We start from the raw sequence: 22,885 nt of genomic DNA, 5'->3' as shown, positions 1-22,885 counted from the left end.
ACGCAAAGGACGCCATATGCAGGATAAAGAAAAAGAAAAATACCAGGATGATACTGTAACCATCGACGACGCAAAAGTACGACAGGTAGCGGAGCAATGCCTGGCGTTCCGCTGGTCATTTCCTGATGAGGCCACCTTCAGTCAAGAACTGAGAGAAGCGGCAAATAGCGAAGCACAAACCTCTCAGGGGCAGATTGTGCTAACCGAATATGGCTATACGCCACAAATGGAAGGGCTGGTCTTTTTTCCTTTACTACGCCAGACCGCACGCTGGGTCGAGGTGAAAACCGCTTTCACTAATATTCTTGCTCCCCACAGCAAACTGCTGGAAGAAACGGCTGACCTCAAGGAACGCAAAACCACTCTGGAGAAGCAGCGTACCACCTTAAAGCAGGACATTAGTGCGGAATGGGTCGAAAAGAAGAAGGGCTTCAAGGACGATCGCCGCGAAGCGGCAAATGCCGAAGAAGAATACGACAGGCTTTACGAACGTCATGGCAATCGCCATGCCAAAATCGTCAAATTGGGGGTTTACCTGCCCATACTGGCGCTGGTCGGCATGGTCGAATGGCTGATCAACTGGGAAGCAGCCAATGCGCTTTTCGCTCAGCCTTATCTTGCCGCGGGCATTGTTATCGTCGTCGCGATGGCGGTCGCTGCCGCCTCTCACGAGCACGGTAGTCTAGCCAAACAGTGGAGCCACCGCTGCGGCTTTGCAGCCACCTCGGAAACGCGCAAGCGCAACTTTACCGTACTGACCTTCACCACACTGCTATTTATTGCCGCCATGACGTTGGTGGGCTATATGCGCTACAAGCTGGCTTATAGCGATCTGATGGGCGGATCGGCATTCGACAGTAGCAACCCTTTCGGCGAGCGAGGCTCGACAGGCGAAGTGTATACCGCTGTTGCCATGACGCTACTCGGCAATCTCATCGTCTGGCTACTGGGATCGATGGTGGCCTATTGGTTTCATGACAGCGATCCCAACTTTGCCGATGCCCGTGTACGTCATCTGGCGGCCAGCAAGAAATTTGCCGCTTGGTCGCGTCGTATGGAAAAGGCAATGGGAGAGCGCGAGCAACATCTGAGCATGCAGATTGACCAGGTCGACAACATGCTCAACTCACGCAACAATCAGGGACGACTTCTGGTGGATATGAGTGAGCAAGTGCAAGAACATGAAGCCATGCTCTATGGCCGACTTAAGGAAGTGCTGGACGAAAACCTCAGAGCCTATCGTCGCAACCTGCTTGGCTACATCAAGGCCGGCAACCTGAACGTGAGCTTCGTGGATCTTGAGCACGGCACGCTAACTCCCCAGGAGTATGAAACCTATCCGGTAGCAGCACCCGGCAAAGTGCTGAAAAAGCGCATGGAGTTTGGACCTTTTATTGAGCGTCGTGCAGCCAAGCGCCGTATGGAGGAAGCAGTAGCATGAACGGGCAACGACTTTCCCTATCTTTGGCGGTGATAATAGGTCTCGCTGCTGGCCCAATGAATGCCGCACAAGCACAGGGTCTATTTCGCAGTTCCACGGGATCAATCTGTGAGCCTGCTAAAGAAGCAGGCGTCAAGCCAGTGCGTCGCACCTTGCTTTATGTGGATAAACAGGCGCTCTCGCTCTCACCGGATGAGCAGGAGTGGTTCGGCGCTGTGAACCAAATGCTTCAGCAAACAATGACCACCGCTGAGCCGCTGGATATTGTGGTATTGGACAGCGCCAAAGGAACTGCCAAAGCCCACGGTTCTACGCTTTGCTATCCGGTTATCGAAGAGCGTTATCATGACCGTTTTGCCGGCTCCGGCATCAGCGGCCTTTTAACCAACGATCTCATTGACCAACTGCCCGACCTCAAAAAAGAAATCACGGTGCAGATGCAGGATCAGGTTGGACCAGGCTATGCCGACGCACCGCAGCAGCGCCGTCAGAGTAAAGCCGAAGATATTGGGAAGCGCCACTTACTGCGCGCACTGCAGTCGGATGCGGCACGCTTTGGTGGTGATCTTCCCACACGCGTGATCCTCTATTCAGACATGATAGATAACTCGGACTTAGTCGATTTAAACGCGGTTTTGTCAGGAGATGACGAGCAGCGTTTGAATTCGGCTACGTCGGCGATAGACGACCTGCCGCGTCTCGATTTCCAGGGGGCCATGGTATATGGCTTTGGTACGGCTGCTGCCCTTAAAAATCCGGTGGCTGCTGACGCTCTGAATGGCTTTATGCAGCAGGTAGTGTATCTTTCCAACGGCTATCCGGGAGACTTTTCCCGTGAGCTGTCTGTCCCTGCCATCAGGCCTGAAAGTGTCGCGCAATACGATATGGAAGTGACGGTAGAGGAGCGTACCTTCAAGGGCAGAATGCAATTAATGAAGGGTGATAATGGGCGCCTGACCGATAGCTTTCTTGACCTGGGTACAGACAATCGTAGTGCGCACTTCACAAGCGGACGTCTAATTTGCAGCCAGGACAACAGTTGTCAACTTGAAGGCAAGCTGGCCACAGCACTGCTGTTTGAAGACCCGGAGAACGTTTTCCTGGAAGGATCTCAGGATACACTGTCAGGGCATCTCGGATTTCGTAACGACAGGCTGGCAGACAGCGATAACCCGGCGCTACTTCCCATAGAGGCTGAAGTAAGGCCATGAGCCTATACCCTTTGATTTCTATCCCCAACTCACTAAGGAAGCTAAAAAATGCAAAGCCCTTTCCGTCCGGCTGTCGTCATCATGGCCATACTGGTATTTTCGCTGTTTCTCAGCGGCTGCCAATCTCTCTCGTCTCAACAGCGCTCCGCACTGGGGACAACGGTAGGCTCTGTAGCGGGCGCGCTGGCGGGCTCTCAGATAGGCGGCGGAAAAGGCCAGGTTGTGGCCATGGCCGTGGGCGCAGCCCTGGGCGGCTATGTTGGCAACCGCTTTGCTAACCACCTAAATCAGCAAGAGCAGGAGTCGCTAGCTCAGACGACTCAAGAGGCGCTACGTGCTGATGAAAGTCGTGCTGGTGCCGTTGATTGGCGCAGTGGTCAGCGCACGGATGTCGGGGGCCAAGTCTATTATGGCAAAACAGTGTCGGCACATGACAATCAAGCGGGGGACTACTTGTCCGACGTGCGCGGGAAAACCATCTCTGCTCAGGAACGCGCCAAACTGGCCAGCTTGGATGAAGGCACAAGCTGCCGTCCGACGCGCACCTCATTATCGGTAGAAGAACGTGGCGTCGCAGACGGTGTCATCTGGTGCCGCACGCCTAAAGGCGACTATAAGCCGCTGGACGCGATTGCTGCCTGATACCGTGGGAAACCGCCGATACGGCAAGAGGTCGGCTCTCGACCTCTTGCCCTGTAGCTAGACGCCGCACTTTTCGTTCCAATCACTACACTCTCGCCCCAATACGCCTGACGAACCGCCCACAAAGCAGGCGCTATGATAGACTATCAGCCCACTTTTCAACCCCCGGCAGCGGCTTTTATGGACGACGTGACGGCGATTCTCGACTCGCTCAACTCCGCCCAGCGCGAGGCGGTGAGCGCTCCCCAGGGCAACCTGCTGGTGCTGGCCGGTGCCGGCTCGGGCAAGACCCGGGTGCTGGTGCACCGCATCGCCTGGCTGATGCAGGCCGAAGGGCTTTCGCCCTATGCGCTGCTGGCGGTGACCTTTACCAACAAGGCCGCCCGGGAGATGCGCACCCGGCTCGAGGCGCTGCTTAACATTTCCATGCGCCACGTCTGGGTGGGCACCTTCCACTCCATCGCCCACCGGCTTTTGCGCACCCACTGGCAGGATGCGCGCCTGCCCCAGCACTTCCAGATCATCGACGCCGACGATCAGCTGCGCCTGGTCAAGCGCCTGCTCAAGGACTACAGCATCGACGCCGAGCGCTTTCCGCCGCGCCAGGTGCGCAGCTTCATCAGCGGCTGCAAGGAAGAGGGCCTGCGCCCGGCCCAGGTGAATACCGCAGGCGATGCCTACCTGAGCCAGATGGTCGAGCTCTACCACTTCTACCAGCTGACCTGCGAGCGCGGCGGGCTGGTGGACTTCGGCGAGCTTCTGCTGCGAAGCCTTGAGCTTCTGCGCGACAACCCCGCGCTGCTGGCGCACTACCAGGAGCGCTTCGGCCACGTGCTGGTGGACGAGTTTCAGGACACCAACACCCTGCAGTACGCCTGGCTCAAGCTGATCACCGGCCAGCAAACGCCCACCACCGTGGTGGGCGACGACGACCAGTCGATCTACGGCTGGCGCGGGGCCAAGGTAGAAAACATCAGCCGCTTCGAAAACGAGTTTGATCAGGTACACACCGTGCGCCTGGAGCAGAACTACCGCTCCACCAGCGCGATCCTCGACGCCGCCAACGCGCTGATCAGCCACAACAGCGAGCGCATGGGCAAGCACCTGTGGACCGACGGCGCCCGGGGCGAGTCGATCTCGGTCTACGCCGGCTTCAACGACCTGGAAGAAGCGCGCTTTATCGTCGATACGATCAAGGAGCGCACCGCTTCCGGGCTCAGGCGTCAGGACGTAGCCATCCTCTACCGCTCCAACGCCCAGTCGCGGCTGCTTGAGGAGACGCTGATTCGCCAGGGCGTACCCTACCGCATCTACGGCGGCCACCGTTTCTACGAGCGGCTCGAAATCAAGAACGCCCTGGCCTACCTGCGCCTGCTGCTCAACCGCGACGACGACGCCTCCCTCGAGCGGGTGATCAACGTGCCCACCCGGGGCATCGGCACGCGCACGGTAGAAACCCTGCGCCTTCGCGCCCGGGAGCAGAGCATTCCGCTGTGGCAGGCGCTCCACGACTGCGCCAGCGACGGCACGCTCAAGGGCCGCGCCGCCACCGCCGTGCGCGCCTTTGCCAATCTGATCGAACAGCTGGACAACGACGCCGCCGGCCTCTCCCTGCACGAGATCATCGAGCACGTCACCGCCCTCACCGAGCTGATTGAACACCACCAGGCCGAGCCCGGCGAGAAAGGTCAGGGCCGGGTAGAAAACCTCGAAGAGCTGGTCAACGCCGCCCGGGCGTTTACCCAGGGCGATGTCTTCGACGCCCCGGAAGCCGGCGAGGGCCTGGTGGCGCTGGAAGCGTTTCTCTCCGAAGCGGCGCTCAACGCCGGCGAGCACGAGGCCGAGGAGTTCGAGGACAGCGTGCAGCTGATGACGCTGCACTCGGCCAAGGGGCTGGAGTTTCCGCTGGTGTTCATCGCCGGCGTCGAGGAAGGGCTGTTCCCGCACAAGATGTCGCTGGAAGAGCCCGGCCGGCTGGAAGAAGAGCGCCGGCTGGCCTACGTCGGCGTTACCCGGGCGATGCACAAGCTCTACCTGACCCACGCCGAAACCCGCCGCCTCCACGGCAAGGAAATCTTCCCCCGGCCGTCGCGCTTTCTGCGCGAGCTGCCCGCCGAGCTGCTGGAAGAAGTGCGCCTGCGCGGGCAGGTCTCGCGCCCGGTCACCGCGCCCCGGCGTGGAGCTGCCTCCGACCTTAGCCAGCAGAGCGTGGAAGGCGACGACGACACGCCCAGCCTGCACATCGGCCAGGTCGTGGAGCACCCGGTGTTCGGCGAAGGCGTCATCCTCAACGCCGAGGGCGAAGGCGCCCGGGCCCGGGTGCAGGTCAGCTTCGAGCGCGAAGGCGCCAAATGGCTGGTGCTGGGCTTTGCCAAGCTGATTCCGCTATCGTAAGCCAGACGATTGGTTAATACCGCCGAAGATAGGGTGGCGAGGGGCGCTGTAAATCCCTCCCTGGACGCTACCTACGCCATCCTTGGCGTAGAACCCCTCGCCACCCTATTCTCCGGCATGTTGGTTAGCCCAAAGCAGTATTCTTTCAATAACAACCGGAGCCTCACCATGACCCTGCCACGCCGCCATTTTCTCAAGCACACCCTGACCACCGCCGGGCTGGGTGCCGCCGGTGCCGCCGCCGCGCCCTTTGTCGCCACCGCCAGCGCCGACGAGACGGTCTCCTGGGACATGGTCACCTCCTGGCCGACGAACTTCCCGGCCCTTGGCACCGGCGCCAGCGAGTTTGCCAAGCAAGTGGAGATACTCTCCCAGGGGCGCATGCGCATCCGCGTTCACGGCGCCGGCGAGCTGGTGCCGGCCATGGAAGTGTTTGATGCGGTGTCGTCGGGCACCGCGCAGATGGGCCACTCGGCGTCGTACTACTGGCGCGGCAAGGTGCCGGCGGCGCAGTTTTTCACCGCCGTGCCCTTCGGCATGACCACCCAGGAAACCAACGCCTGGCTTTATTACGGCGACGGCCAGAAGCTCTGGGACGAGCTTTACGCCGAGCACAACCTCAAGCCCTTCGCCGTGGGCAACACCACTACCCAGCCCGCCGGCTGGTTCAAGAAGGAAATCAACTCGCTGGACGACCTTCAGGGCATCAAGCTGCGCCTGCCCGGCCTTGCCGGCGAGGCCATGAACCGCATCGGCGTGACCACGGTGAACATGCCCGGCAGCGAGATTTTCACCTCCATGCAGACCGGCGCGCTGGACGCCGCCGACTGGGTCAGCCCCTACAACGACCTGGCCTTCGGCCTGCACGAAGTCGCCGACTACTACTACACCAACGCCTGGAACGAGCCCAGCGCGGTGCTTGAGGGCACGGTCAACCTGGACGCCTGGAAGGCCCTGCCCGACGACCTCAAGGCCGTGGTCACCGAGGCCGCCCGGGCTGCCAACCTGGCGATGATCAGCGAGTTCACCTTCCGCAACGCCCAGGCGCTGAAGGCGCTGGTGGACGAGCACGGCATCAAGCTGCGCACCTTCCCCGACGACGTCACCCGGGCGCTCTACGAAGCGTCTAATGCGGTTATCGAAGAGCAGGTAGCCGACGACCCGGCGTCGAAGAAGATCCACGACTCCTACCGCGCCTTCCAGCAGACCGTACGCCCGGTGACCGATACCGGCGAGTATGCCTACTTAAAGACCCGGGACGCGCTAACCCGCGGCTAGCCGCCCGGCAGGCCTGGGTCAGCCCTGGTGATGCGCCGCACGGATGCGGCCGTTGTCATCAAGCGCCACCATGATAAAGCGCGCCTCGGTGACCTTGAGGCGCTCGTGGCAGCCTTCGTGGGGCGCGCGTACCCAGACCTCGACGTCGATCTTGATCGAGCTGTGGCCGACCTCGCACACCCGGGTGAAAAGGCTCACCACCGAGCCCGCTCGCACCGGGCTCAAAAAGTCCATGGCTTCGATAGCCACCGTGGCGGTTCGCCCGCCGGCTTCCCGCCCGGCGGCGAGCTCGGCGGCCTGGTCCATTTGGCTGACCAGCCAGCCGCCGGGAATGTCGCCGTACAGGTTGGCCTCCTGGCGCGTGGCCGGCAGCTTCAGCGTCAGCTGGCCGTCGGGGGCAGGAATGTCATCCACGCCGCCGGGAGGCGGCGCGTCGTTGGTTTCCAGTGTCATGTCGCTATCGCTTCTACCGGTTATTGTTGTCCGCCGGGGAAGCGGCCGCCGCCTTCGCGGGGGCTGCCGTCTACCCGGGCGCTGCAGTTAACCACAGGAGATCAGCGGTTTGAACCAGACGGGCAGCAGAAACGCTTGACCTCGGGCCCTATTGGCCCTGCAATACGCGCTTTCGCTCATCGCCACACAGGGTCATGCCATGCTGAACGCCGTTGAAGCCATCGCCCAGGGCACGCGCTGGGTCTATCGTCCGGGGCTGCGGCGCTACGTTTTTGCCCCCATCGCGATCAATCTGGTCGTCTACGTCACCCTGCTGGGCGTGGTCATCCAGCGTTTCGGCGGCTGGGTCGACTACTGGATGAGCCTGGTACCGGGCTGGCTCGACTGGCTGTCGTGGCTTATCTGGCCGCTGTTCGTGCTGTGCCTTTTAGTGGTGATATTTTTTACCTTTACCCTGGTCACCCAGCTGATCGCCGCGCCGCTTTACGGCTTTCTGGCCGAAAAGGTGGAAGTCGTCGCCACCGGCCGCGAGCCGCTGGACGACCGCGGCCTGGCCAAAACCGCCGTGGACGCCCTGGGCCGCGAGCTGATCAAGCTGGGCTATATACTGCCCCGGGCGGCGGTGCTGTTCATCATCAGCTGGATCCCCGCCGTCAACCTGCTAGCGCCTTTCCTGTGGGCGCTGTTCTCCGCCTGGATGATGGCCATTGCCTATCTCGACTACCCCATGGACAACAACAAGGTCAGCTTTGCCGACATGCGCCGCCGGCTCGCCCGCCGCCCCTGGCACAGCCTGAGCTACGGCGGCGCGGTGACGCTGATCACCTGGATACCGCTGGCCAACCTGTTCTTGATCCCCGGGGCCGTGGCCGGCGCGGTGCTGATGTGGGACGCCCACTACCGCCAGGCGCTACCCGCCGCTTAGCCGGGCCGGGGGAAACGCGCAGCGAAACAGCGCGCCTTCGCCCGGGCCTGACTCAATCTCCAGGCGGGCGTCGTGGCGCAGCAGCACGTGCTTGACGATAGCAAGCCCCAGGCCGGTGCCGCCGCTTTGGGTACTGCGGCTTTTGTCCACGCGGTAGAAACGCTCGGTCAGGCGGGGAATATGCGCCGGATCGACGCCGTCGCCGTCGTCCTCGACCTCGATCACGCCGCCGCCGGCCTCGCGGCGCCAGCGCAGCACGATGCGGCTGCCCGCCGGGGTATAGCGCACGGCGTTGAACGCCAGATTGGAAATCGCGCTTTGCAGCTCCTCTTCGCTGCCCAAAAGCGTTAGCCCCGGCGCCGCGCCCTCTACCGCGATCGTCTGGCGGTCGGCGGAAAGCGCCCGGGTTTCTCCGGCGATGCGCTCGAGCAGCTTGGCCGGGCACAGCCAGGCGTGATCCTCGCCGCCCTGGTCGATCTCCAGCCGCGAGAGCAGCAACAGATCGTTTACCAGGTTCTGCATCCGCGCGGTCTGGGCCTGCATCTGCTCGATGCCGCGCCCGAGCCTGGGCGGCAGCGCTTCGGCCAGGTCGCCGTAGGTTTCCAGATACCCCGCCAGCACGGTGAGCGGCGTGCGCAGCTCGTGGGACACGTTGGCGACGAAGTCTCGACGCATCTGCTCCAGGCGGTTCAGCCGGGCGGCGTCCCCGGCGACCGGCAGCCGCTCGCCGGCGGCATCGAGCGGCGACGGCCGAGCCAGCCGGGCAAAAACGTCGCCCCAGAGGCCGGGCGCCCGGGGCGGGGGCTTGTCGGGGCAGCGGGCAAGCCATCGGTAGAGCGTCCCGAGCCGGTAAAGGTGGGTCCCCAGCACCGCGCCCAGCCCCAGAGCCAGCCCCGCAAAGGCGTGGCCGAAAACGCCGCCAAGCCCCGCCCCCAGCGCGGCCAGCCCGGCGAGATAGGCGAATTCGTAAAGCCACGGCCGCATACGGCGCTACACCTGGGGGGAGAAGCGGTAGCCGGTGCCGCGCACCGTCTGGATCAGCGCCTTGTGCGGCTGGCCCAGGGTCTTGCGCAGCCGGCGGATATGCACGTCCACGGTGCGCTCCTCGACGTAGACGTTGTCGCTCCAGACCTCGCCCAGCAGCTGGCGGCGGGTATAGACACGCTCCTGATGAGTCATGAAAAACAGCAGCAGGCGGTACTCGGTGGGGCCAAGCTCCAGCGGCACGCCGTCAACGCTGACCCGGTGGCTCAACGGGTCCAGCCGCAGGCCCGCCACCTCGATGACGTCTTCTCCGCCCGGCGGCGCGGCCCGGCGCAGCACGGCCCTGAGCCGGGCCATCAGCTCCCGGGGCGAGAACGGCTTGGTGATGTAGTCGTCGGCGCCGGCCTCCAGCCCCTGGATCTTGTTGTCCTCTTCGCTGTTGGCGGTGAGCATGATGATCGGCAGCTCCGCCGTGGCGGCGTCGCGCTTCAGCCGCCGGGCAAGCTCGATACCGCTGACCCCGGGCAGCATCCAGTCAAGCAGCACCAGGTCCGGGCGCTGGTCGACGATCATGGCGTGGGCGTCCTGAGCGTTGCCGGCCTCGAGCACCCGGTAGTCGGCCATTTCCAGCGCCACGGCGAGCATCTCGCGGATGGAGACTTCGTCTTCGACCAGCAACACGGTTTGAGCGGTCATGCAGCATCCTCACGATACGCCGATGCGGCAGCGGCTAACCCACCGCCGGCCACAGGCCCAGGGCAATCCCGGCAAACACGATCAGCCCCGACCAGAAGTTATTGAGAAAGCCCTGAAAGCAGCGCTCGCGGGCGCGCTCGTGGATCAGCCACTGCTGGTAAACAAAGGTCGCGGCCATGCCGGCAAGCCCCAGCCAGAAAAAACCGCCCGCCGCCAGCCGCCAGCCGGTCCAGCCGAGAAAGCCAAGCGCCACCAGCTGAAAAATCCCGATCATCAGCTTGTCGGCACGGCCAAACAGCACGGCGGTGGACTTTACCCCGATCTTCAAATCGTCGTCGCGGTCCACCATGGCATACTGGGTGTCGTAGGCAACGGTCCAAGCCACGTTGGCGATGAACAGCAGCCAGGCTTCCACCGGCACCTGCCCCAGCACCGCGCCGTAGGCCATGGGAATCGCCCAGGAGAACGCCGCGCCGAGAAACAGCTGGGGCAGATGGGTGTAGCGCTTCATGAAGGGGTAGATAAACGCCAGCGCCACCCCGCCAAGGGAGAGCAGAATGGTAAAGAGGTTGGTCATCAGCACCAGGAGGAAGGCGATGACCACCAGCCCGGCAAACACGCCCTTGGCCTCGGCCTCGCTGATGCGCCCGGTCGCCAGCGGGCGCTGGGTCGTGCGCTTGACGTGGCCGTCCACGTAACGGTCGGCGTAGTCGTTGATCACGCAGCCCGCGGCGCGCATGACGTACACCCCGGCGACAAAGATCAGCACCACGCCGCGGCCGGGCACGCCGTCGGCGGCCAGCCACAGCGCCCAGAGGGTCGGCCACATCAAAAGCCAGGTGCCGATGGGGCGGTCCAGCCGGGTCAGGTGAAGAAAATCCGCTACCCGGGAAAGCCCCGTGGGCCGCAGCAATGAACGGTTCATGCCCTACCTCGTCGTGATCAGAACCGGCCCGGGTAAAGGCCGGCTACAGGTAAACGTCGTCCGGCGTCAGGTCGGCGGCAATGCCAACGCCTCGGCCATGGCCGGCAAAAAGTACTCCTGCACCAGCAGCGCCAGCCGGCGGTGGCGAAACACCGAGCGCCGCCCCCAGAGGCTGGGCACGGCCACAAACCGCGGCGGCGCTCGGGTGACTTCCAGCGGGCGGCGGACAAGCCCCGGCTGGGCAAACAGCCAGCTTCCCAGGGAGCGCTCGCCGAGCGCATACAGCCGCTGGCCGCGCAGGGCGGCGAGCGGTGCTACCGAGCGCGCCACCACCCAGGGCACGCCGTCGAGGCACAGCGCCACTTCGCGCCGCCAGGCAAGCCGCCCGGGCGCCATGCCCAGCGCCCGGGCCTCGTCGGCAAACGGATAGCCCGTGCCCTGGCGCAGCAGGCGCACGCTGAACTGCCGGGAGCCGCCCGCATTGATCAGCCGCGCGGTCAGCGAGTCCGTGGAGGCCACCCAGCGCCACCAGCGCGGCGACATCAGCGGGCGCGCTGCCGCTGCCGGGCGCCAGCGCACGGGCAGGCCGGGCGCTATACTGCTTCGCCGGACGTTATCCTTCACCGCGCTGCTCCCCCAGAGTTAAAGGCGGCTAGTGTAACATGGGCTTCTCCATGCGCTGATAGGGCCTTACCGTGCAGGCGGTTTTTATCGTGCCACTTACTTTCCGGATTCAGGGGATAACATGCCTGTTCAACACGCCGAGCTGGTGATCATCGGTACCGGCATGGCCGGCGTCGGCCTGGCCCGGGCGCTGCGCCAGACAGGCGACAGCCGCACGCTGGCGCTGATCAGCCAGGATAGCGGCGACGCCTACAGCAAACCGCTGCTGTCCACCGGCTTTGCCAAACGCCTGCCGCCGGATCGGCTGGCCCAGCAAAAGGCCGCCGCTCTCGCCGACGAGCTTGACGCCACGCTGTGGACGCACACCATCGTCACCGGCATCGACCCCGACGCCGGCATGCTTACCCTCAGATCGCGAGATACGGGCGATGAAGCCGCGGCAGGCGCCCAGACGCTTGCCTTTACTACCCTGGTGCTGGCCACCGGGGCCGAGCCGCGCCTCCCCTTCTCCCTGCCTGCCGAGGCTGCCCCGCGCTGTTTCAGCGTCAACGACCTCGACGACTATCGCCGCTTTTACGCTGCCCTGGGCGACGCCCCCGCCCGGGTCGCGATAATCGGCGCGGGGCTCGTCGGCTGCGAATTTGCCAACGACCTTCACGCCGGCGGCCACCGGGTCAGCCTGGTGGCCCCGGAATCCACGCCGTTGCCCCGGCTCTTGCCCGAGGCCCCGGGCCGGGCGCTGGGCGAGGCGTTCCACGCGGCGGGCATGGCGCTGCACCTGGGCCGCACGCCCGAGCACTTAGGCCTCGACGCCGACGATAACCTGGCCCTCAAGCTCGATGACGGCGAGACGCTGCGCGCCGACGTCGCCCTGCTCGCTACCGGCCTGGTAGCGCGCACCGAGCTTGCCGAGGCCGCCGGACTCGAGGTGGTAGCGGACGGCATTGTCGTGGACCGCACCCTGGCCACCTCTCACCCGCGCGTTTACGCGCTGGGCGACGGGGTCTGCATCGACGGCGTCAGCGCCATGTACGTACAGCCCTTGCAGGCAAGCGCCAAGGCGCTGGCCAAAACCCTGAGCGGCACGCCCACCCCGGTGCGCTTTGGCGCCTGGCCGGTGGTGGTCAAGACCCCGCTGCTGCCGGTGGTCGCCTACCCGCCGCTGACGCCGCCGGCGCACTGGCGGATCGAAGCCGACGGTCACAACATCAGCGCCCTTGCCGAGGATAAAAACGGGCGTTTGCTGGGCTTCGCGTTGACAGGGGACTGCGTGAAAAGGAAAGTGAAGCTTTCCAGAGCGGCACCGGCGCTGCTAGGCTGACGTTTGCTGCCTGCGGGCGCCGGCTCTGGGCCGTTCTGCCAACCATAGCGGCACGGGCCTTGCCACGCTCCGGTTATAATCACAAACAACGCGCTTGATCCATCACAAGGGAGATATCGTATGCGCAAACCCGAACTGGCTGCGGCCATCGCCGAAAGCGCCGACCTGTCCAAGGACAAGGCCGGCCAGGTACTCAACGTAATTCTGGATGAAATTACCCACAGCGTCGCCCAGGGCGACGACGTGGCGCTGATCGGCTTTGGTACCTTTACCGTCCGCGAGCGTGCCGCGCGCACGGGCAAGAACCCGCAGACCGGCGAGCCGCTGCAGATCCCGGCCAGCAAGAACGTGGCTTTCAAGCCGGGGAAAGCGCTCAAGGACGCGGTTTCCTGATGAAACTCCGGCTTGCGCTGTGGCTTCTGGGCTTGCTGCTCAAGCGCGCGCTGCGTCGCAAGCCGCGCTTTGCCGAACAGCTGGAAAAGATGCGCGGCCTGGACTTCGGTATTGCCACCGAAGACCTATCCATCGCCCGCCACTACCGCATGACGCCGGCCGCTATCCACAGCGGCAAAGGGCTGCCCACCGATCTGGATCTGGAGCTGCGCTTTGCCGACGCCGACACCGCCTTCAAGGTGCTGAAAAAGCCCACTTCCCGGGCGTTTTTCGACGGCATGCGGCACAACAAGGTGCGCCTGGTAGGCGACTCCGCCGATATGACCCGGCTGCAAAAGCTGCTCAAGCACCTCTAGCCGGCGGCCACGCTTTCCGGCACGGCACAAAAACGCGGCGCCTCGGGCCAGTCACCGAGGCGCCGCGTTTTTTTATGGCGGATGCCCGGCGGAGGCGCTACACCTGGCCGTAGCGGCCCGCAGCGTCGCCCAGCCAGCGGCGGATCAGCACCGTGGTCGCGTCTGCGTTGCCCTGGAGCTCGGCGGCCAGGGCGCTGACGCTATCGAGCAGGTCGGCGTCGCGCTCCAGATCGGCGATTTTCATCTGCGCCAGGCCCGTCTGGCGGGTGCCCAACACCTCGCCGGGGCCGCGGATTTCCAGGTCTTTTTCGGCGATGCGAAAGCCGTCGGTGGTGTCGCGCATCACGCCCAGGCGCTGGCGCGAGCTTTTTGAAAGCGGCGGATGGTAGAGCAGCACGCAAAAGCTTTCGGTGCTGCCGCGACCGACCCGGCCGCGCAGCTGGTGGAGCTGGGAAAGCCCGAGCCGCTCGGGGTTTTCGATCACCATCAGGCTGGCGTTGGGCACGTCGACGCCGACCTCGATCACCGTAGTGGCCACCAAAAGGTCCAGCTCGCCTTCCTTGAAGGCGGTCATTATCTCGGCCTTCTCGGCGGCCTTCATGCGCCCGTGCACCAGGCCCACGGCGAGCCCGGGCAGCGCTTCCGTGAGCTCGTCCCGGGTTACCTCGGCGGCCTGGCACTGCAGCGCCTCGGACTCCTCGATCAGCGTGCATACCCAGTAGGCCTGGCGGCCCTCGCCGCAGGCGCGCTCGATGCGCTGCACCACCTCCGGGCGGCGCTCGTCGGCCACCACCACGGTTTTTACCGGCGTGCGCCCGGGCGGCAGCTCGTCGATCAGCGAGACGTCAAGGTCGGCGTAGGCGCTCATGGCAAGCGTTCGCGGGATCGGCGTGGCGGTCATGATCAGCTGGTGGGGCGTGAGCCCCCCGGCCTCGCCCTTTTCGCGCAGGGCCAGGCGCTGGTGGACGCCGAAGCGGTGCTGCTCGTCGATGATCACCAGGCCCAGGCGCTGGAAGTGCACGTCGTCCTGGAACAGCGCGTGGGTGCCCACCACCATGCGCGCGCGGCCGTCGGCAATGGCGGCCTTGGTATCCAGCCGCGCCTTGCCCTTGAGCTTGCCGGAAAGCCAGGCCACCTCGATGCCCAGCGGCTCGAACCACGCCTGGAAGGAGCGGTAGTGCTGCTCGGCGAGAATCTCCGTGGGCGCCATAATCGCCGCCTGGCAGCCGCTTTCCAGCGCGGCGAGCGCGGCCATGGCGGCCACCACCGTTTTGCCCGAGCCTACGTCGCCCTGAACCAGCCGCAGCATGGGCGCCGGGCGGGCAAGGTCGAGGATGATTTCTTCGAGCACCCGCTGCTGGGCGCCGGTCAGCGCAAAGGGTAGCTGGGTCAAGAACCGCGCCTGGAGGCCGCGCCCGTCGGAGAGCGCCGGCGCGCCGTCCTGCTGGATGCGCTGGCGCACCTCGCGCAGGCTAAGCCGGTGGGCTAAAAGCTCCTCCAGCGCCAGCCGCCGAGTGGCCGGGTGCTTGCCGGCGCCCAGCTGTTCGATGTCCGCATCCGGCGGCGGCTGGTGCAAAAACTCAAGGCTTTTGTGCAGCCCGGGCAGTCGAAAGCGCTGGCGCAGGGCATCGGGCAACACCTCGGGCAGGGTTTCCGGCTGGCGCTCCAAAAGCGCCAGCGCCTGCTTGACCAGGGCGCGCAGGCGCGGCTGGTTGAGCCCTTCGGTCGTGGGGTAAATCGGGGTGAAATGCTCTTCGACCGGGGGCTGGGCGCCCGCGTCCACCAGCCGATATTCCGGGTGGTAAAGCTCAAGCCCGGTGGCGCCGGCCCGGGCTTCGCCGAAGGCGCGCACGCGAACGCCGGGGCGCAGTTGCTGCTGCTGGGCCGGGGCAAAGTGGAAAAACCGCAGGCTGATAATGCCGCTGCCGTCGCGCAGACGCACCAGCAGGCTGCGCCGGCGGCCCTTGACCACGTCTCCGGCGGTGACCTCGCCCTCGATCACCGCTTCCTGGCCGGCGTGCAGGGTGCCCATGGGTGTTAGCCGAGTGCGGTCCTGATAGCGCAGCGGCAGGTGAAACAGCAGGTCGCTGGCCCGCTCGATGGAAAGTCGCTTAAGCTTTACGGCCAGCGCCTCGCCCACGCCCTTGAGCGCGGTGACCGGCGCGTCAAGGGAGCTCATGCCACCTCTACGGCGCCGTTGACCGGCTGCCGGCAGCGCTCGGCGGCGCGGATCAGCGCCTCGATGGCCTGGGGCCGGGGGAAGCTTGCCCGCCAGGCAATGGCCACCGTGCGCGACGGCGCCGGCGGCACGAACGGCCGGCTGATCAGCATCGAGTGCTCGTGGTTCTCGCTGCCGAGCGCCGACTGCGGCAGCACGGTGATACCCAGTTTGGAAGCCACCATGTGACGGATGGTCTCCAACGAGCCGCCCTCGGCAATCAGCGTATTGCTGGGGCTATTGAGCTTTTGGCTAATCGCCGGGCAGGCTTCAAGAATCTGGTCGCGAAAGCAGTGGCCTTCGCCCAGCAGCAGCAGGCGCTCGTCCAGCAGGTCTTCCTTGTGGATGGCCTCGCGCTCGGCCCAGCGGTGGTCGGCGGGGAGCAGGACCTCAAAGCGCTCCTCGTAAATCGGGCGGTTGAGCACGTCGGTCTCGGTAAACGGCAGCGCGATGATAATGGCGTCGAGCTCGCCGCTTCGCAGCTTGCCGCGCAGAGCTCCGGTGAGCCCCTCTTCGATGTACAGCGGCATCTGCGGCGCGGCCCGGGCAATCTCGGGGATCAGGTGGGGGAACAGATAAGGCCCGATGGTATAGATCGCGCCGATGCGCAAAGGGTTGGCCAGCTGGTCCTTGCCTTCGCTCGCCATGGCATAAATCATGCTGCTCTGCTCCAGCACGCGCTGGGCCTGGGCGACGATTTTTTCGCCCAGCGGGGTCACCTGCACGGTGGATTTGGAGCGCTCGAACAGCGGCACGGCGAGCTCTTCCTCGAGCTTTTTGACCGCCACGGAAAGCGTCGGCTGGGAGACGTGGCAGCGCTCGGCGGCGCGGCCAAAGTGGTGCTCCTGGGCCAGGGTTACGATATAGCGGAGTTCTGTTAGAGTCATGGTGGTGCCCGTGGCATCCTCCCGTGATAAGCGTGCTGGCGGCATTCTCGTCGAGTAAAGCCCTGTCTGATAGTGAGGGTCTATCAACAGGGAGCGCTTTGTCAAAAGCGCCTGTCCAACAGGAGTCAAATAGTGAAACCAAGCGTACTGATTATCGGCTGTGGCGACCTGGGAACCACGCTCGGGCGCGAGCTGGTGGCCGAAGGCCACCGGGTCACCGGCGTGCGCCGCCACGCCGACGCCCTGGCCGGCACCGGCATCGAGCCTTTGGCGCTGGACCTCGCTACTCTCGACGGCAAAGGCGCTGACGCGCTGCCCGAGGCGGACTACGTCATTTACACCGTGAGCGCCGACCGCTTTGAAGAAAGCGCCTACCAGCGCGCCTATCCGGACGGCCTGAAGCACGTGCTTGGCGTACTCGAGCAGCACAAAACGCCGCCCAAACGGCTATTTTTCGTCTCCTCCACCAGCGTCTACGGCCAGCAGGAGGGCGAAGCGATCAGCGAACAGAGCCCGGCCAGCGCCCAGAGCTTCTCCGGTTTGCTGATGCGCGAGGCCGAACGTGCCCTGCTGGATCACGCCATTCCCGGCACCGTGGTGCGCTTCTCGGGCATTTACGGCCCCGGGCGCGATCGTCTGATCCGCCAGGTCGCCGAAGGCCGGGTCGCCGCGGTCACGCCGGAAATCTACACCAACCGCATCCACCGCGACGACTGCACCGGTATCCTCTACCACCTGATTCAGCACCAGGAGCGCGGCGATAGCGTAGAGACGCTGTATCTGGGCAGCGACAGCGAGCCTGCCACCCAGCACAACGTCATGAGCTGGATGGCCCAAATGCTCGAGGTCGCAGCCACCGAGACCATGCAGTCGCCCCTGCGCCGGCGCGCCAGCAAGCGCTGCGACAATACCCGCATCGTCGAGAGCGGCTACGATTTCCGCTACCCGACCTTCCGCGAGGGCTACGCCCAGGTGCTCAGGGAAGGCGGCTTTCTACCCGAACAGACGTCGGAGCAGACATAAAAAGCCGGGAGAGCCAAACAGAGGCACTCCCGACGCTTTGCAGGGACATTGGCAACGGCGCGGCTTAATCGCCCAGCACCATCACCGCTTCGGCTTCGAACCGCGCGCCCTTGGGCAGCGCCTTGACGCCGACGGCCGCGCGGGCGGGGTAGGGCTCGGTGAAGAACTCTTCCATCACGGCGTTGACCACGCCAAAGTGCTCAAGCTCGGTGAGATAGAGGTTGAGCTTGACGATATCCCCCAGGCTGCCGGCAGCTTCTTCGCACACTGCTTTAAGGTTGGTAAATACCTGGCGCGCCTGGGCCTCCACGTCGCCTTCCACCAGCGCCATGGTCGCCGGGTCCAGCGGGATCTGCCCGGACATGTACACGGTGTTACCCGCCTTGATGGCCTGGGAATACGGGCCGATCGCCGCCGGGGCTTTTTCGCTATTGATGGCTGCCTTGTTACTCATTGGGTTGATCTCCTTGGCGGATAAAAACTGATGGATGAAAACTGGTGGATAACAACGTGATAGATGCCAACAACGGCGTACTCTGGCGCGGTGCGCCGGATCGCAGGGGAAACGAATGACGTGCCGGGCTACTGAACCAGCCGGTAGATCTTTTCCACGTTGGGCAGGTTGCGGATACGCTTGATGATCCGCGCCAGGTGCACGCGGCCCTTGACCGCCAGGGTCAGATTGACCGAGGACAGCCGCGCATCGCGCTCTTCGATGCCGATACGCTCGATATTGGCATCGGCGTCGGTGACTACTCCGGCAAGCTCGGCCACCAGCCCCCGGCGGCTTTCCACCTCGATGCGCAGCGCGACGAGGAAATCCTCGTCGATATCCTCCGCCCACTCCAGGGTAAACAGCTTGTCGGGGTGATGCTTGTCGATGAGGTTCTTGCACTCGGCGCGGTGCACCACCAGCCCCTTGCCGGCGGAAAGGTGGCCCACCACGTCGTCGCCGGGGAGCGGGTGACAGCAGCGGGCGAAGTTGGTGACCATGCCTTCGCTGCCGCTGATGACCACGGGCTGCTGGCTCTTGACCTCGCTGCTGGCCGGCGTCTGGCCGTCGAGCAGGTCGATCAGGTGGCGCGCCACCACGTAGGCCATGTGCCGGCCAAGCCCGATGGACTCCAGCAGCGTATCCATGTCCTCGACGTCGAGCTCCTCAAGGGCGCGCCCGACCACGGCGTCGTCCAGCGCCTCAACGCTGGTGTCAAACCCCGACAGCGCCTTGTTCAGCAGCCGGCGGCCCAGGTGGATCGCCTCGTTGCGCTGCTGATGCTTGAGCGCATGGCGAATAGCCGAGCGCGCCTTGGCGGTGCCCACGAAGTTGAGCCAGGCAACGTTGGGGCGCGCCGCCGGCGCGGTGATGATATCCAGGGTCTGGCCGCTTTCCAGCCGGGTCGACAGCGGCGCCAGCTGGCGGTCGATACGACAGGCGATGCAGCTGTTGCCGATATCGGTGTGCACGCTGTAGGCGAAATCGATCACCGTGGCGCCCCGGGGCAGCTCCATGATGTCGCCCTTGGGCGTGAACACGTAGATATCGTCGGGGAAAAGGTCGTTTTTGACGTGCTCGATGAACTCCAGCGAATCGCCGGCGTGGCGCTGCATCTCCAACAGACCCTTGACCCAGGACCGCGCCCGCTCGCGGCTGCCTTCGGCGATCGGATGGTCGGTCTGACCCGCCTTGTAAAGCCAGTGGGCGGCAATGCCGTTGTTGGCCATGGCCTCCATTTCCCGGGTGCGGATCTGGACTTCCACGGGCATACCCCGGGGGCCGAACAGCGTCGTGTGCAGGCTCTGGTAGCCGTTGGCCTTGGGAATGGCGATATAGTCCTTGAAGCGCCCGGGCACCGGCTTATAGAGGTTGTGCACCACGCCCAGAATACGGTAGCAGCTGGCGACGTCGTCGGTGACGATGCGAAAGCCGAACACGTCCATGATGTCGGCGAAGGGTTTGCGCTGATCGCGCATCTTCCGGTAGATCGACAGAAGATGCTTCTGGCGCCCCATGACCGTGCCGCCAAGCCCCTCGTCCTCAAGGCTTTGCTGCATGGTGTCCTGCACCTGGCGCATGGCGCTGCGGCGGTTGCCCCGGGCGCTGACCACGGCGCGCTTGATGCGCTCGGCGCGCATGGGGTGGATCGCCTGGAAGGACAGATCCTCAAGCTCGATGCGGATGGTGTTGATGCCCAGCCGGCCGGCCACCCGGGCGTAGATTTCCAGGGTTTCCCGGGCGATGCGGCGCTTCTTGTCCGGCCGCAGCGCCCCCAAAGTGCGCATGTTATGCAGCCGGTCGGCGAGCTTGACGATGATCACGCGGATATCCCGGGACATCGCCAGCACCATCTTCTGGAAGTTCTCCGCCTGGGCGACGGCCTTGTCTTCAAAGGCAATCTGGGTGAGCTTGGAGACGCCGTCTACCAGCTCGGCGACCGCCTCGCCGAACTGGGATTCCACCGCCGGCTTGTCGACGCTGGTGTCTTCGATGACGTCGTGCAGCATGGCTGCCATCAGGCTTTGATGGTCCATGTGCATGTTGGCAAGGATGGTCGCCACCGCCAGCGGGTGGGTCACGTAGGCTTCGCCGGAGCGGCGATGCTGGCCGTCGTGGCACTGCTCGGCGTAGTAGAAGGCGCGCTTGACCTGCTGGATTTCGTCCGGGGGAAGATAGCCGCCAAGTCGATCCGCCAGGTCATCAATGGTAAACATTCACCGCGCCTCTGTGGGTATCAGGGAGTGCCGGGACGCTATTCGTCCGCGGGCACGCCGGTGTCCATCGGGCGCGGGCGCACCGGCGCCTCTACCGGCTCGTCAAGCACGCTGCGGTCGACCAGGCCGGCGGCGATCTCGCGCAGCGCCATGACGGTGGGTTTGTCGTTTTCCCAGGGCAGCTGGGAATCCCGAGATCCGCGCGCCAGCTGGCGCGAACGCTGGCTGGATATCATCACCAGCTGAAAGCGGTTTTCCACGTTGTCCAGACAATCTTCGACGGTAACACGAGCCATGGGCATCTTCCTGTCATAGTCATTCGCCGAGCCGATGCGGCATCGACCCGGGCACAAAGGGGTAACAAGCGTTACGTTGAGACGGATAGCCTACTCGACGCCGGACTCCCGTGACAAGCGGCGCGCGTCACGACAGCAGCGCCTCGAGCAGCGGCGTGTGGCGTTCGCGGATGAGGGCCGTGGTCAGCCGCCGGCTGATGACCAGCGCGCGCAGCTCCTCAAGGGCGGTGGTGAAGTCATCGTTGATGACGATGTAGTCGTATTCATCAAAGTGCACCATTTCGCTGACCGCATCCAGCATGCGCCGCTCGATCACCGCGTGGACATCGGTGCCGCGCCCGGCCAGCCGGCGCTCAAGCTCGTCCCGGGAGGGCGGCAGAATGAAGATCGACACCGCCCCGGGCATCTTTTCGCGCACCTGGCGCGCGCCCTGCCAGTCGATCTCGAGGATCACGTCCTGGCAGGCGTCCAGGCGCTCCTGCACCGCCCGCTGCGAGGTGCCGTAGTAGTTGCCGAACACCCGGGCATGCTCGAAAAACTCGCCGCGCTCCGCCATCGCCTCGAACTCGGCGGTCTCGGTGAAGTGGTAATTGACGCCGTCCACTTCGCCTTCCCGGCGCTCGCGGGTGGTGTGCGACACCGACACCTGAATACCGCTCAGGCTCTCGACCAGCTCGCGCACCAGGCTGGTTTTCCCGGCCCCGGACGGGGCGGACACAACAAAAAGCGTACCTTGGGACATGACGCGCTTCCCTAGCCTTGGCAATAAAGCCGCCTTGGCGACACAGCAGGATGAATAAAAAGCTGACGCAGCCACCCGGTAAGGGGCGGCCCCCGTCATCAACCGTTACCGCAGTGATACAAGCGCCGGATTATCGCATATCCGGCCTGGGGACTGTAGAGATATTGCCGCCTCCGCGCCGCTCCATGCGCTGCCCCAGCGCGAACAGCGCAAGCCCTACAAGCGCCAGGGCGGTGCCGACAAGGCCAGTGCTCGACCAGCCAAGCTCGGCGCTGATGGCAAGCCCGGCAAGCCACGCCCCCAACGCGTTGGCCGCGTTGAACGCGGCGTGGTTGAGCGAGGCGGCCATGGTCTGAGCCTCTTCGGCCACGTCCATCAGCCGGGTCTGCAGCGCCGGCGCCAGGGCAATGCTGGTGCCCACCAGCGCCACCGAGACAAGCCCCGTCCAGACGTTGTCAGCCGCGAAGAAAAACAGCCCCTGTACCACCGCGCACCACACCAGTATCCACGGTATGGCGCGCAGCAGATTCCTGTCCGCGGCGCGCCCGCCCACTACGTTGCCGGCAAGCGTGCCCAGCCCAAACACCGCCAGCACCAGCGGCCCCAGGGCTTCGCTCATGCCCGCCTGGCGGGTCAGCGTGGGCATGGCGTAGCTGAAAATCGCGAACATGCCGCCACAGCCGATGCAGGCCACCGCCAGGGTCATCAGCACCCGGCGCTTAAGCAGCGCAGAAAGCTCGCGCACCGGGCTTGCGGCCTCATCCACCGGCTGCACCGGCACCCACAGACGGATGCACAGCGCGGTAATCAGCGCGTTGACGCCCACCGCGGCAAAGGCGATCTGCCAGCCGAACTGGTTGCCCGCCCAGGTGCCCAGCGGCGCGCCGATGAGAATGGCCACGGTGAGCCCCAGCATCACCCGGGACACCGCCCGGGCGCGCTGGTCCACCGGCACAGCCCCGGCCGCCACCAGCGCGGCCACGCCGAAGTAGGCGCCGTGGGGCAGCCCGGCAACAAAGCGCAGCGCCACAAAGGAGACAAACCCCGGCGCCAGCGCACTTGCCACGTTGCCCACGGCAAACAGCAGCATCAGCGCCATGAGCAGCCCGCGCCTGGGCGCCCGGGCGGCAAGCGCAGCGATCAGCGGCGCGCCGACCACCACCCCCAGCGCATAGCTGCTGATGGCATAGCCCGCCTGGGGGACGGTCACGGCCAGGTCTTCCGCTACCCGGTTCATCAGCCCCATGATGACAAACTCGCAGGTACCGATGCCGAACCCGCCCAGCGCCAGCGAAAACTCGGCCAGACGGGGATGGGCGGCACGGCCGGGCGTTGACTGCTGCATGAAGACTCCTGAACGATGGCTA

22 protein-coding genes are annotated in these 22,885 nt (G+C 64.8%); 10 read left to right on the top strand and 12 right to left on the bottom strand.

The genetic code is table 11. The annotated features are described in order from the left end of the window. The first annotated feature begins 16 nt into the window (after nucleotides 1-16). From ACZ46Y_RS00715 to ACZ46Y_RS00695, 5 genes are all read left to right on the top strand, one after another. Nucleotides 17-1,441: a hypothetical protein gene (locus ACZ46Y_RS00715; RefSeq protein ID WP_311956233.1), complete on the top strand. Its 1,425-nt coding sequence runs from the start codon at nucleotides 17-19 to the stop codon at nucleotides 1,439-1,441. Continuing rightward, nucleotides 1,438-2,652, top strand: coding sequence for a hypothetical protein (locus ACZ46Y_RS00710; protein ID WP_311956232.1), 1,215 nt, complete (start codon nucleotides 1,438-1,440; stop codon nucleotides 2,650-2,652). Before ACZ46Y_RS00715 ends, ACZ46Y_RS00710 begins: the two co-directional genes overlap by 4 nt. 48 nt (nucleotides 2,653-2,700) lie before the next feature. Further along, a complete protein-coding gene (locus ACZ46Y_RS00705) occupies nucleotides 2,701-3,294 on the top strand; it encodes a glycine zipper 2TM domain-containing protein (RefSeq protein WP_311956231.1) in 594 nt (197 codons plus the stop codon). Between the two features lie 180 nt (nucleotides 3,295-3,474). Further along, nucleotides 3,475-5,688 carry a DNA helicase II gene (gene uvrD, locus ACZ46Y_RS00700; RefSeq protein ID WP_311956245.1) on the top strand — a complete coding sequence of 738 codons (2,214 nt, stop codon included), beginning with the start codon at nucleotides 3,475-3,477 and terminating at the stop codon, nucleotides 5,686-5,688. A gap of 168 nt (nucleotides 5,689-5,856) precedes the next feature. Continuing rightward, nucleotides 5,857-6,966: a TRAP transporter substrate-binding protein gene (locus ACZ46Y_RS00695; protein WP_376717590.1), complete on the top strand. Its 1,110-nt coding sequence runs from the start codon at nucleotides 5,857-5,859 to the stop codon at nucleotides 6,964-6,966. A gap of 18 nt (nucleotides 6,967-6,984) precedes the next feature. Here the strand turns inward: ACZ46Y_RS00695 and ACZ46Y_RS00690 are convergent, their stop codons facing one another. Then, on the bottom strand, nucleotides 6,985-7,419 hold the full coding sequence (locus ACZ46Y_RS00690) for an acyl-CoA thioesterase (RefSeq protein WP_311956229.1): 435 nt from the start codon (nucleotides 7,417-7,419) through the stop codon (nucleotides 6,985-6,987). A gap of 199 nt (nucleotides 7,420-7,618) precedes the next feature. Between ACZ46Y_RS00690 and cysZ the strand changes: the two genes are divergently transcribed. After that, entirely contained in the window at nucleotides 7,619-8,344 is a 726-nt protein-coding gene (gene cysZ, locus ACZ46Y_RS00685) for a sulfate transporter CysZ (protein WP_311956227.1), read from the top strand. Here the strand turns inward: cysZ and ACZ46Y_RS00680 are convergent. The 4 genes from ACZ46Y_RS00680 to ACZ46Y_RS00665 form a co-directional block, all read right to left on the bottom strand. Further along, nucleotides 8,330-9,328, bottom strand: a complete 999-nt coding sequence (locus tag ACZ46Y_RS00680; protein ID WP_311956225.1) for a phosphate regulon sensor histidine kinase PhoR — start codon at nucleotides 9,326-9,328, stop codon at nucleotides 8,330-8,332. The genes cysZ and ACZ46Y_RS00680 overlap by 15 nt on opposite strands. Before the next feature lie 6 nt (nucleotides 9,329-9,334). Further along, on the bottom strand, nucleotides 9,335-10,024 hold the full coding sequence (gene phoB / locus ACZ46Y_RS00675) for a phosphate regulon transcriptional regulator PhoB (RefSeq protein ID WP_311956222.1): 690 nt from the start codon (nucleotides 10,022-10,024) through the stop codon (nucleotides 9,335-9,337). 34 nt (nucleotides 10,025-10,058) lie between these two features. Further along, the gene (ubiA, locus tag ACZ46Y_RS00670; RefSeq protein ID WP_311956220.1) at nucleotides 10,059-10,949 is read right to left on the bottom strand and encodes a 4-hydroxybenzoate octaprenyltransferase; all 891 of its coding nucleotides are present in this window, start codon (nucleotides 10,947-10,949) and stop codon (nucleotides 10,059-10,061) included. 66 nt (nucleotides 10,950-11,015) lie between these two features. Continuing rightward, the gene (locus ACZ46Y_RS00665) at nucleotides 11,016-11,573 is read right to left on the bottom strand and encodes a chorismate--pyruvate lyase family protein (RefSeq protein ID WP_311956218.1); all 558 of its coding nucleotides are present in this window, start codon (nucleotides 11,571-11,573) and stop codon (nucleotides 11,016-11,018) included. 121 nt (nucleotides 11,574-11,694) lie between these two features. On the opposite strand from ACZ46Y_RS00665, the gene ACZ46Y_RS00660 reads away from it, so the two are divergent. From ACZ46Y_RS00660 to ACZ46Y_RS00650, 3 genes are all read left to right on the top strand, one after another. Then, nucleotides 11,695-12,894, top strand: a complete 1,200-nt coding sequence (locus ACZ46Y_RS00660; protein WP_311956216.1) for an NAD(P)/FAD-dependent oxidoreductase — start codon at nucleotides 11,695-11,697, stop codon at nucleotides 12,892-12,894. 120 nt (nucleotides 12,895-13,014) lie between these two features. Further along, nucleotides 13,015-13,287, top strand: a complete 273-nt coding sequence (locus ACZ46Y_RS00655) for an HU family DNA-binding protein (RefSeq protein WP_311883993.1) — start codon at nucleotides 13,015-13,017, stop codon at nucleotides 13,285-13,287. Next, entirely contained in the window at nucleotides 13,287-13,643 is a 357-nt protein-coding gene (locus ACZ46Y_RS00650; protein WP_311956214.1) for a hypothetical protein, read from the top strand. Before ACZ46Y_RS00655 ends, ACZ46Y_RS00650 begins: the two co-directional genes overlap by 1 nt. 97 nt (nucleotides 13,644-13,740) lie before the next feature. Here ACZ46Y_RS00650 and recG read toward each other — a convergent pair whose 3' ends face one another. After that, complete coding sequence (gene recG / locus ACZ46Y_RS00645; protein WP_311956209.1) at nucleotides 13,741-15,822, bottom strand: ATP-dependent DNA helicase RecG; 2,082 nt, start codon at nucleotides 15,820-15,822, stop codon at nucleotides 13,741-13,743. Then, nucleotides 15,819-16,748, bottom strand: coding sequence for a hydrogen peroxide-inducible genes activator (locus tag ACZ46Y_RS00640; RefSeq protein ID WP_311956205.1), 930 nt, complete (start codon nucleotides 16,746-16,748; stop codon nucleotides 15,819-15,821). Before ACZ46Y_RS00640 ends, recG begins: the two co-directional genes overlap by 4 nt. Nucleotides 16,749-16,880: 132 nt before the next feature. On the opposite strand from ACZ46Y_RS00640, the gene ACZ46Y_RS00635 reads away from it, so the two are divergent. Beyond that, nucleotides 16,881-17,771 carry an SDR family oxidoreductase gene (locus tag ACZ46Y_RS00635; RefSeq protein WP_311956203.1) on the top strand — a complete coding sequence of 297 codons (891 nt, stop codon included), beginning with the start codon at nucleotides 16,881-16,883 and terminating at the stop codon, nucleotides 17,769-17,771. A gap of 64 nt (nucleotides 17,772-17,835) precedes the next feature. Here the strand turns inward: ACZ46Y_RS00635 and ACZ46Y_RS00630 are convergent, their stop codons facing one another. The 5 genes from ACZ46Y_RS00630 to ACZ46Y_RS00610 form a co-directional block, all read right to left on the bottom strand. Further along, entirely contained in the window at nucleotides 17,836-18,225 is a 390-nt protein-coding gene (locus tag ACZ46Y_RS00630; protein ID WP_311956201.1) for a RidA family protein, read from the bottom strand. 128 nt (nucleotides 18,226-18,353) lie between these two features. Next, the gene (locus tag ACZ46Y_RS00625) at nucleotides 18,354-20,480 is read right to left on the bottom strand and encodes a RelA/SpoT family protein (RefSeq protein WP_311956199.1); all 2,127 of its coding nucleotides are present in this window, start codon (nucleotides 20,478-20,480) and stop codon (nucleotides 18,354-18,356) included. 38 nt (nucleotides 20,481-20,518) lie between these two features. Next, the gene (gene rpoZ, locus ACZ46Y_RS00620) at nucleotides 20,519-20,776 is read right to left on the bottom strand and encodes a DNA-directed RNA polymerase subunit omega (protein ID WP_311956198.1); all 258 of its coding nucleotides are present in this window, start codon (nucleotides 20,774-20,776) and stop codon (nucleotides 20,519-20,521) included. A 127-nt stretch (nucleotides 20,777-20,903) separates the two neighbouring features. Further along, nucleotides 20,904-21,518: a guanylate kinase gene (gmk, locus tag ACZ46Y_RS00615; protein WP_311956195.1), complete on the bottom strand. Its 615-nt coding sequence runs from the start codon at nucleotides 21,516-21,518 to the stop codon at nucleotides 20,904-20,906. Between the two features lie 130 nt (nucleotides 21,519-21,648). Next, entirely contained in the window at nucleotides 21,649-22,863 is a 1,215-nt protein-coding gene (locus ACZ46Y_RS00610) for an MFS transporter (protein WP_311956192.1), read from the bottom strand. Between the last annotated feature and the right edge of the window lie 22 nt (nucleotides 22,864-22,885).

The sequence above is a fragment of the Halomonas garicola genome (genome assembly GCF_055382465.1).
Note: the sequence above shows the minus strand (reverse complement) of the source record. Positions and strands in the feature narration are given on the sequence as shown.

What these genes read in the sequence shown, in the direction of transcription:
- ACZ46Y_RS00715 (WP_311956233.1), top strand. Translation starts at nt 17, where the DNA reads ATGCAGGATAAAGAAAAAGAAAAATACCAGGATGATACTGTAACCATC.
- ACZ46Y_RS00710 (WP_311956232.1), top strand. Translation starts at nt 1,438, where the DNA reads ATGAACGGGCAACGACTTTCCCTATCTTTGGCGGTGATAATAGGTCTC.
- ACZ46Y_RS00705 (WP_311956231.1), top strand. Translation starts at nt 2,701, where the DNA reads ATGCAAAGCCCTTTCCGTCCGGCTGTCGTCATCATGGCCATACTGGTA.
- uvrD (WP_311956245.1), top strand. Translation starts at nt 3,475, where the DNA reads ATGGACGACGTGACGGCGATTCTCGACTCGCTCAACTCCGCCCAGCGC.
- ACZ46Y_RS00695 (WP_376717590.1), top strand. Translation starts at nt 5,857, where the DNA reads ATGACCCTGCCACGCCGCCATTTTCTCAAGCACACCCTGACCACCGCC.
- ACZ46Y_RS00690 (WP_311956229.1), bottom strand. Translation starts at nt 7,419, where the DNA reads ATGACACTGGAAACCAACGACGCGCCGCCTCCCGGCGGCGTGGATGAC.
- cysZ (WP_311956227.1), top strand. Translation starts at nt 7,619, where the DNA reads ATGCTGAACGCCGTTGAAGCCATCGCCCAGGGCACGCGCTGGGTCTAT.
- ACZ46Y_RS00680 (WP_311956225.1), bottom strand. Translation starts at nt 9,328, where the DNA reads ATGCGGCCGTGGCTTTACGAATTCGCCTATCTCGCCGGGCTGGCCGCG.
- phoB (WP_311956222.1), bottom strand. Translation starts at nt 10,024, where the DNA reads ATGACCGCTCAAACCGTGTTGCTGGTCGAAGACGAAGTCTCCATCCGC.
- ubiA (WP_311956220.1), bottom strand. Translation starts at nt 10,949, where the DNA reads ATGAACCGTTCATTGCTGCGGCCCACGGGGCTTTCCCGGGTAGCGGAT.
- ACZ46Y_RS00660 (WP_311956216.1), top strand. Translation starts at nt 11,695, where the DNA reads ATGCCTGTTCAACACGCCGAGCTGGTGATCATCGGTACCGGCATGGCC.
- ACZ46Y_RS00655 (WP_311883993.1), top strand. Translation starts at nt 13,015, where the DNA reads ATGCGCAAACCCGAACTGGCTGCGGCCATCGCCGAAAGCGCCGACCTG.
- ACZ46Y_RS00650 (WP_311956214.1), top strand. Translation starts at nt 13,287, where the DNA reads ATGAAACTCCGGCTTGCGCTGTGGCTTCTGGGCTTGCTGCTCAAGCGC.
- recG (WP_311956209.1), bottom strand. Translation starts at nt 15,822, where the DNA reads ATGAGCTCCCTTGACGCGCCGGTCACCGCGCTCAAGGGCGTGGGCGAG.
- ACZ46Y_RS00640 (WP_311956205.1), bottom strand. Translation starts at nt 16,748, where the DNA reads ATGACTCTAACAGAACTCCGCTATATCGTAACCCTGGCCCAGGAGCAC.
- ACZ46Y_RS00630 (WP_311956201.1), bottom strand. Translation starts at nt 18,225, where the DNA reads ATGAGTAACAAGGCAGCCATCAATAGCGAAAAAGCCCCGGCGGCGATC.
- ACZ46Y_RS00625 (WP_311956199.1), bottom strand. Translation starts at nt 20,480, where the DNA reads ATGTTTACCATTGATGACCTGGCGGATCGACTTGGCGGCTATCTTCCC.
- rpoZ (WP_311956198.1), bottom strand. Translation starts at nt 20,776, where the DNA reads ATGGCTCGTGTTACCGTCGAAGATTGTCTGGACAACGTGGAAAACCGC.
- gmk (WP_311956195.1), bottom strand. Translation starts at nt 21,518, where the DNA reads ATGTCCCAAGGTACGCTTTTTGTTGTGTCCGCCCCGTCCGGGGCCGGG.
- ACZ46Y_RS00610 (WP_311956192.1), bottom strand. Translation starts at nt 22,863, where the DNA reads ATGCAGCAGTCAACGCCCGGCCGTGCCGCCCATCCCCGTCTGGCCGAG.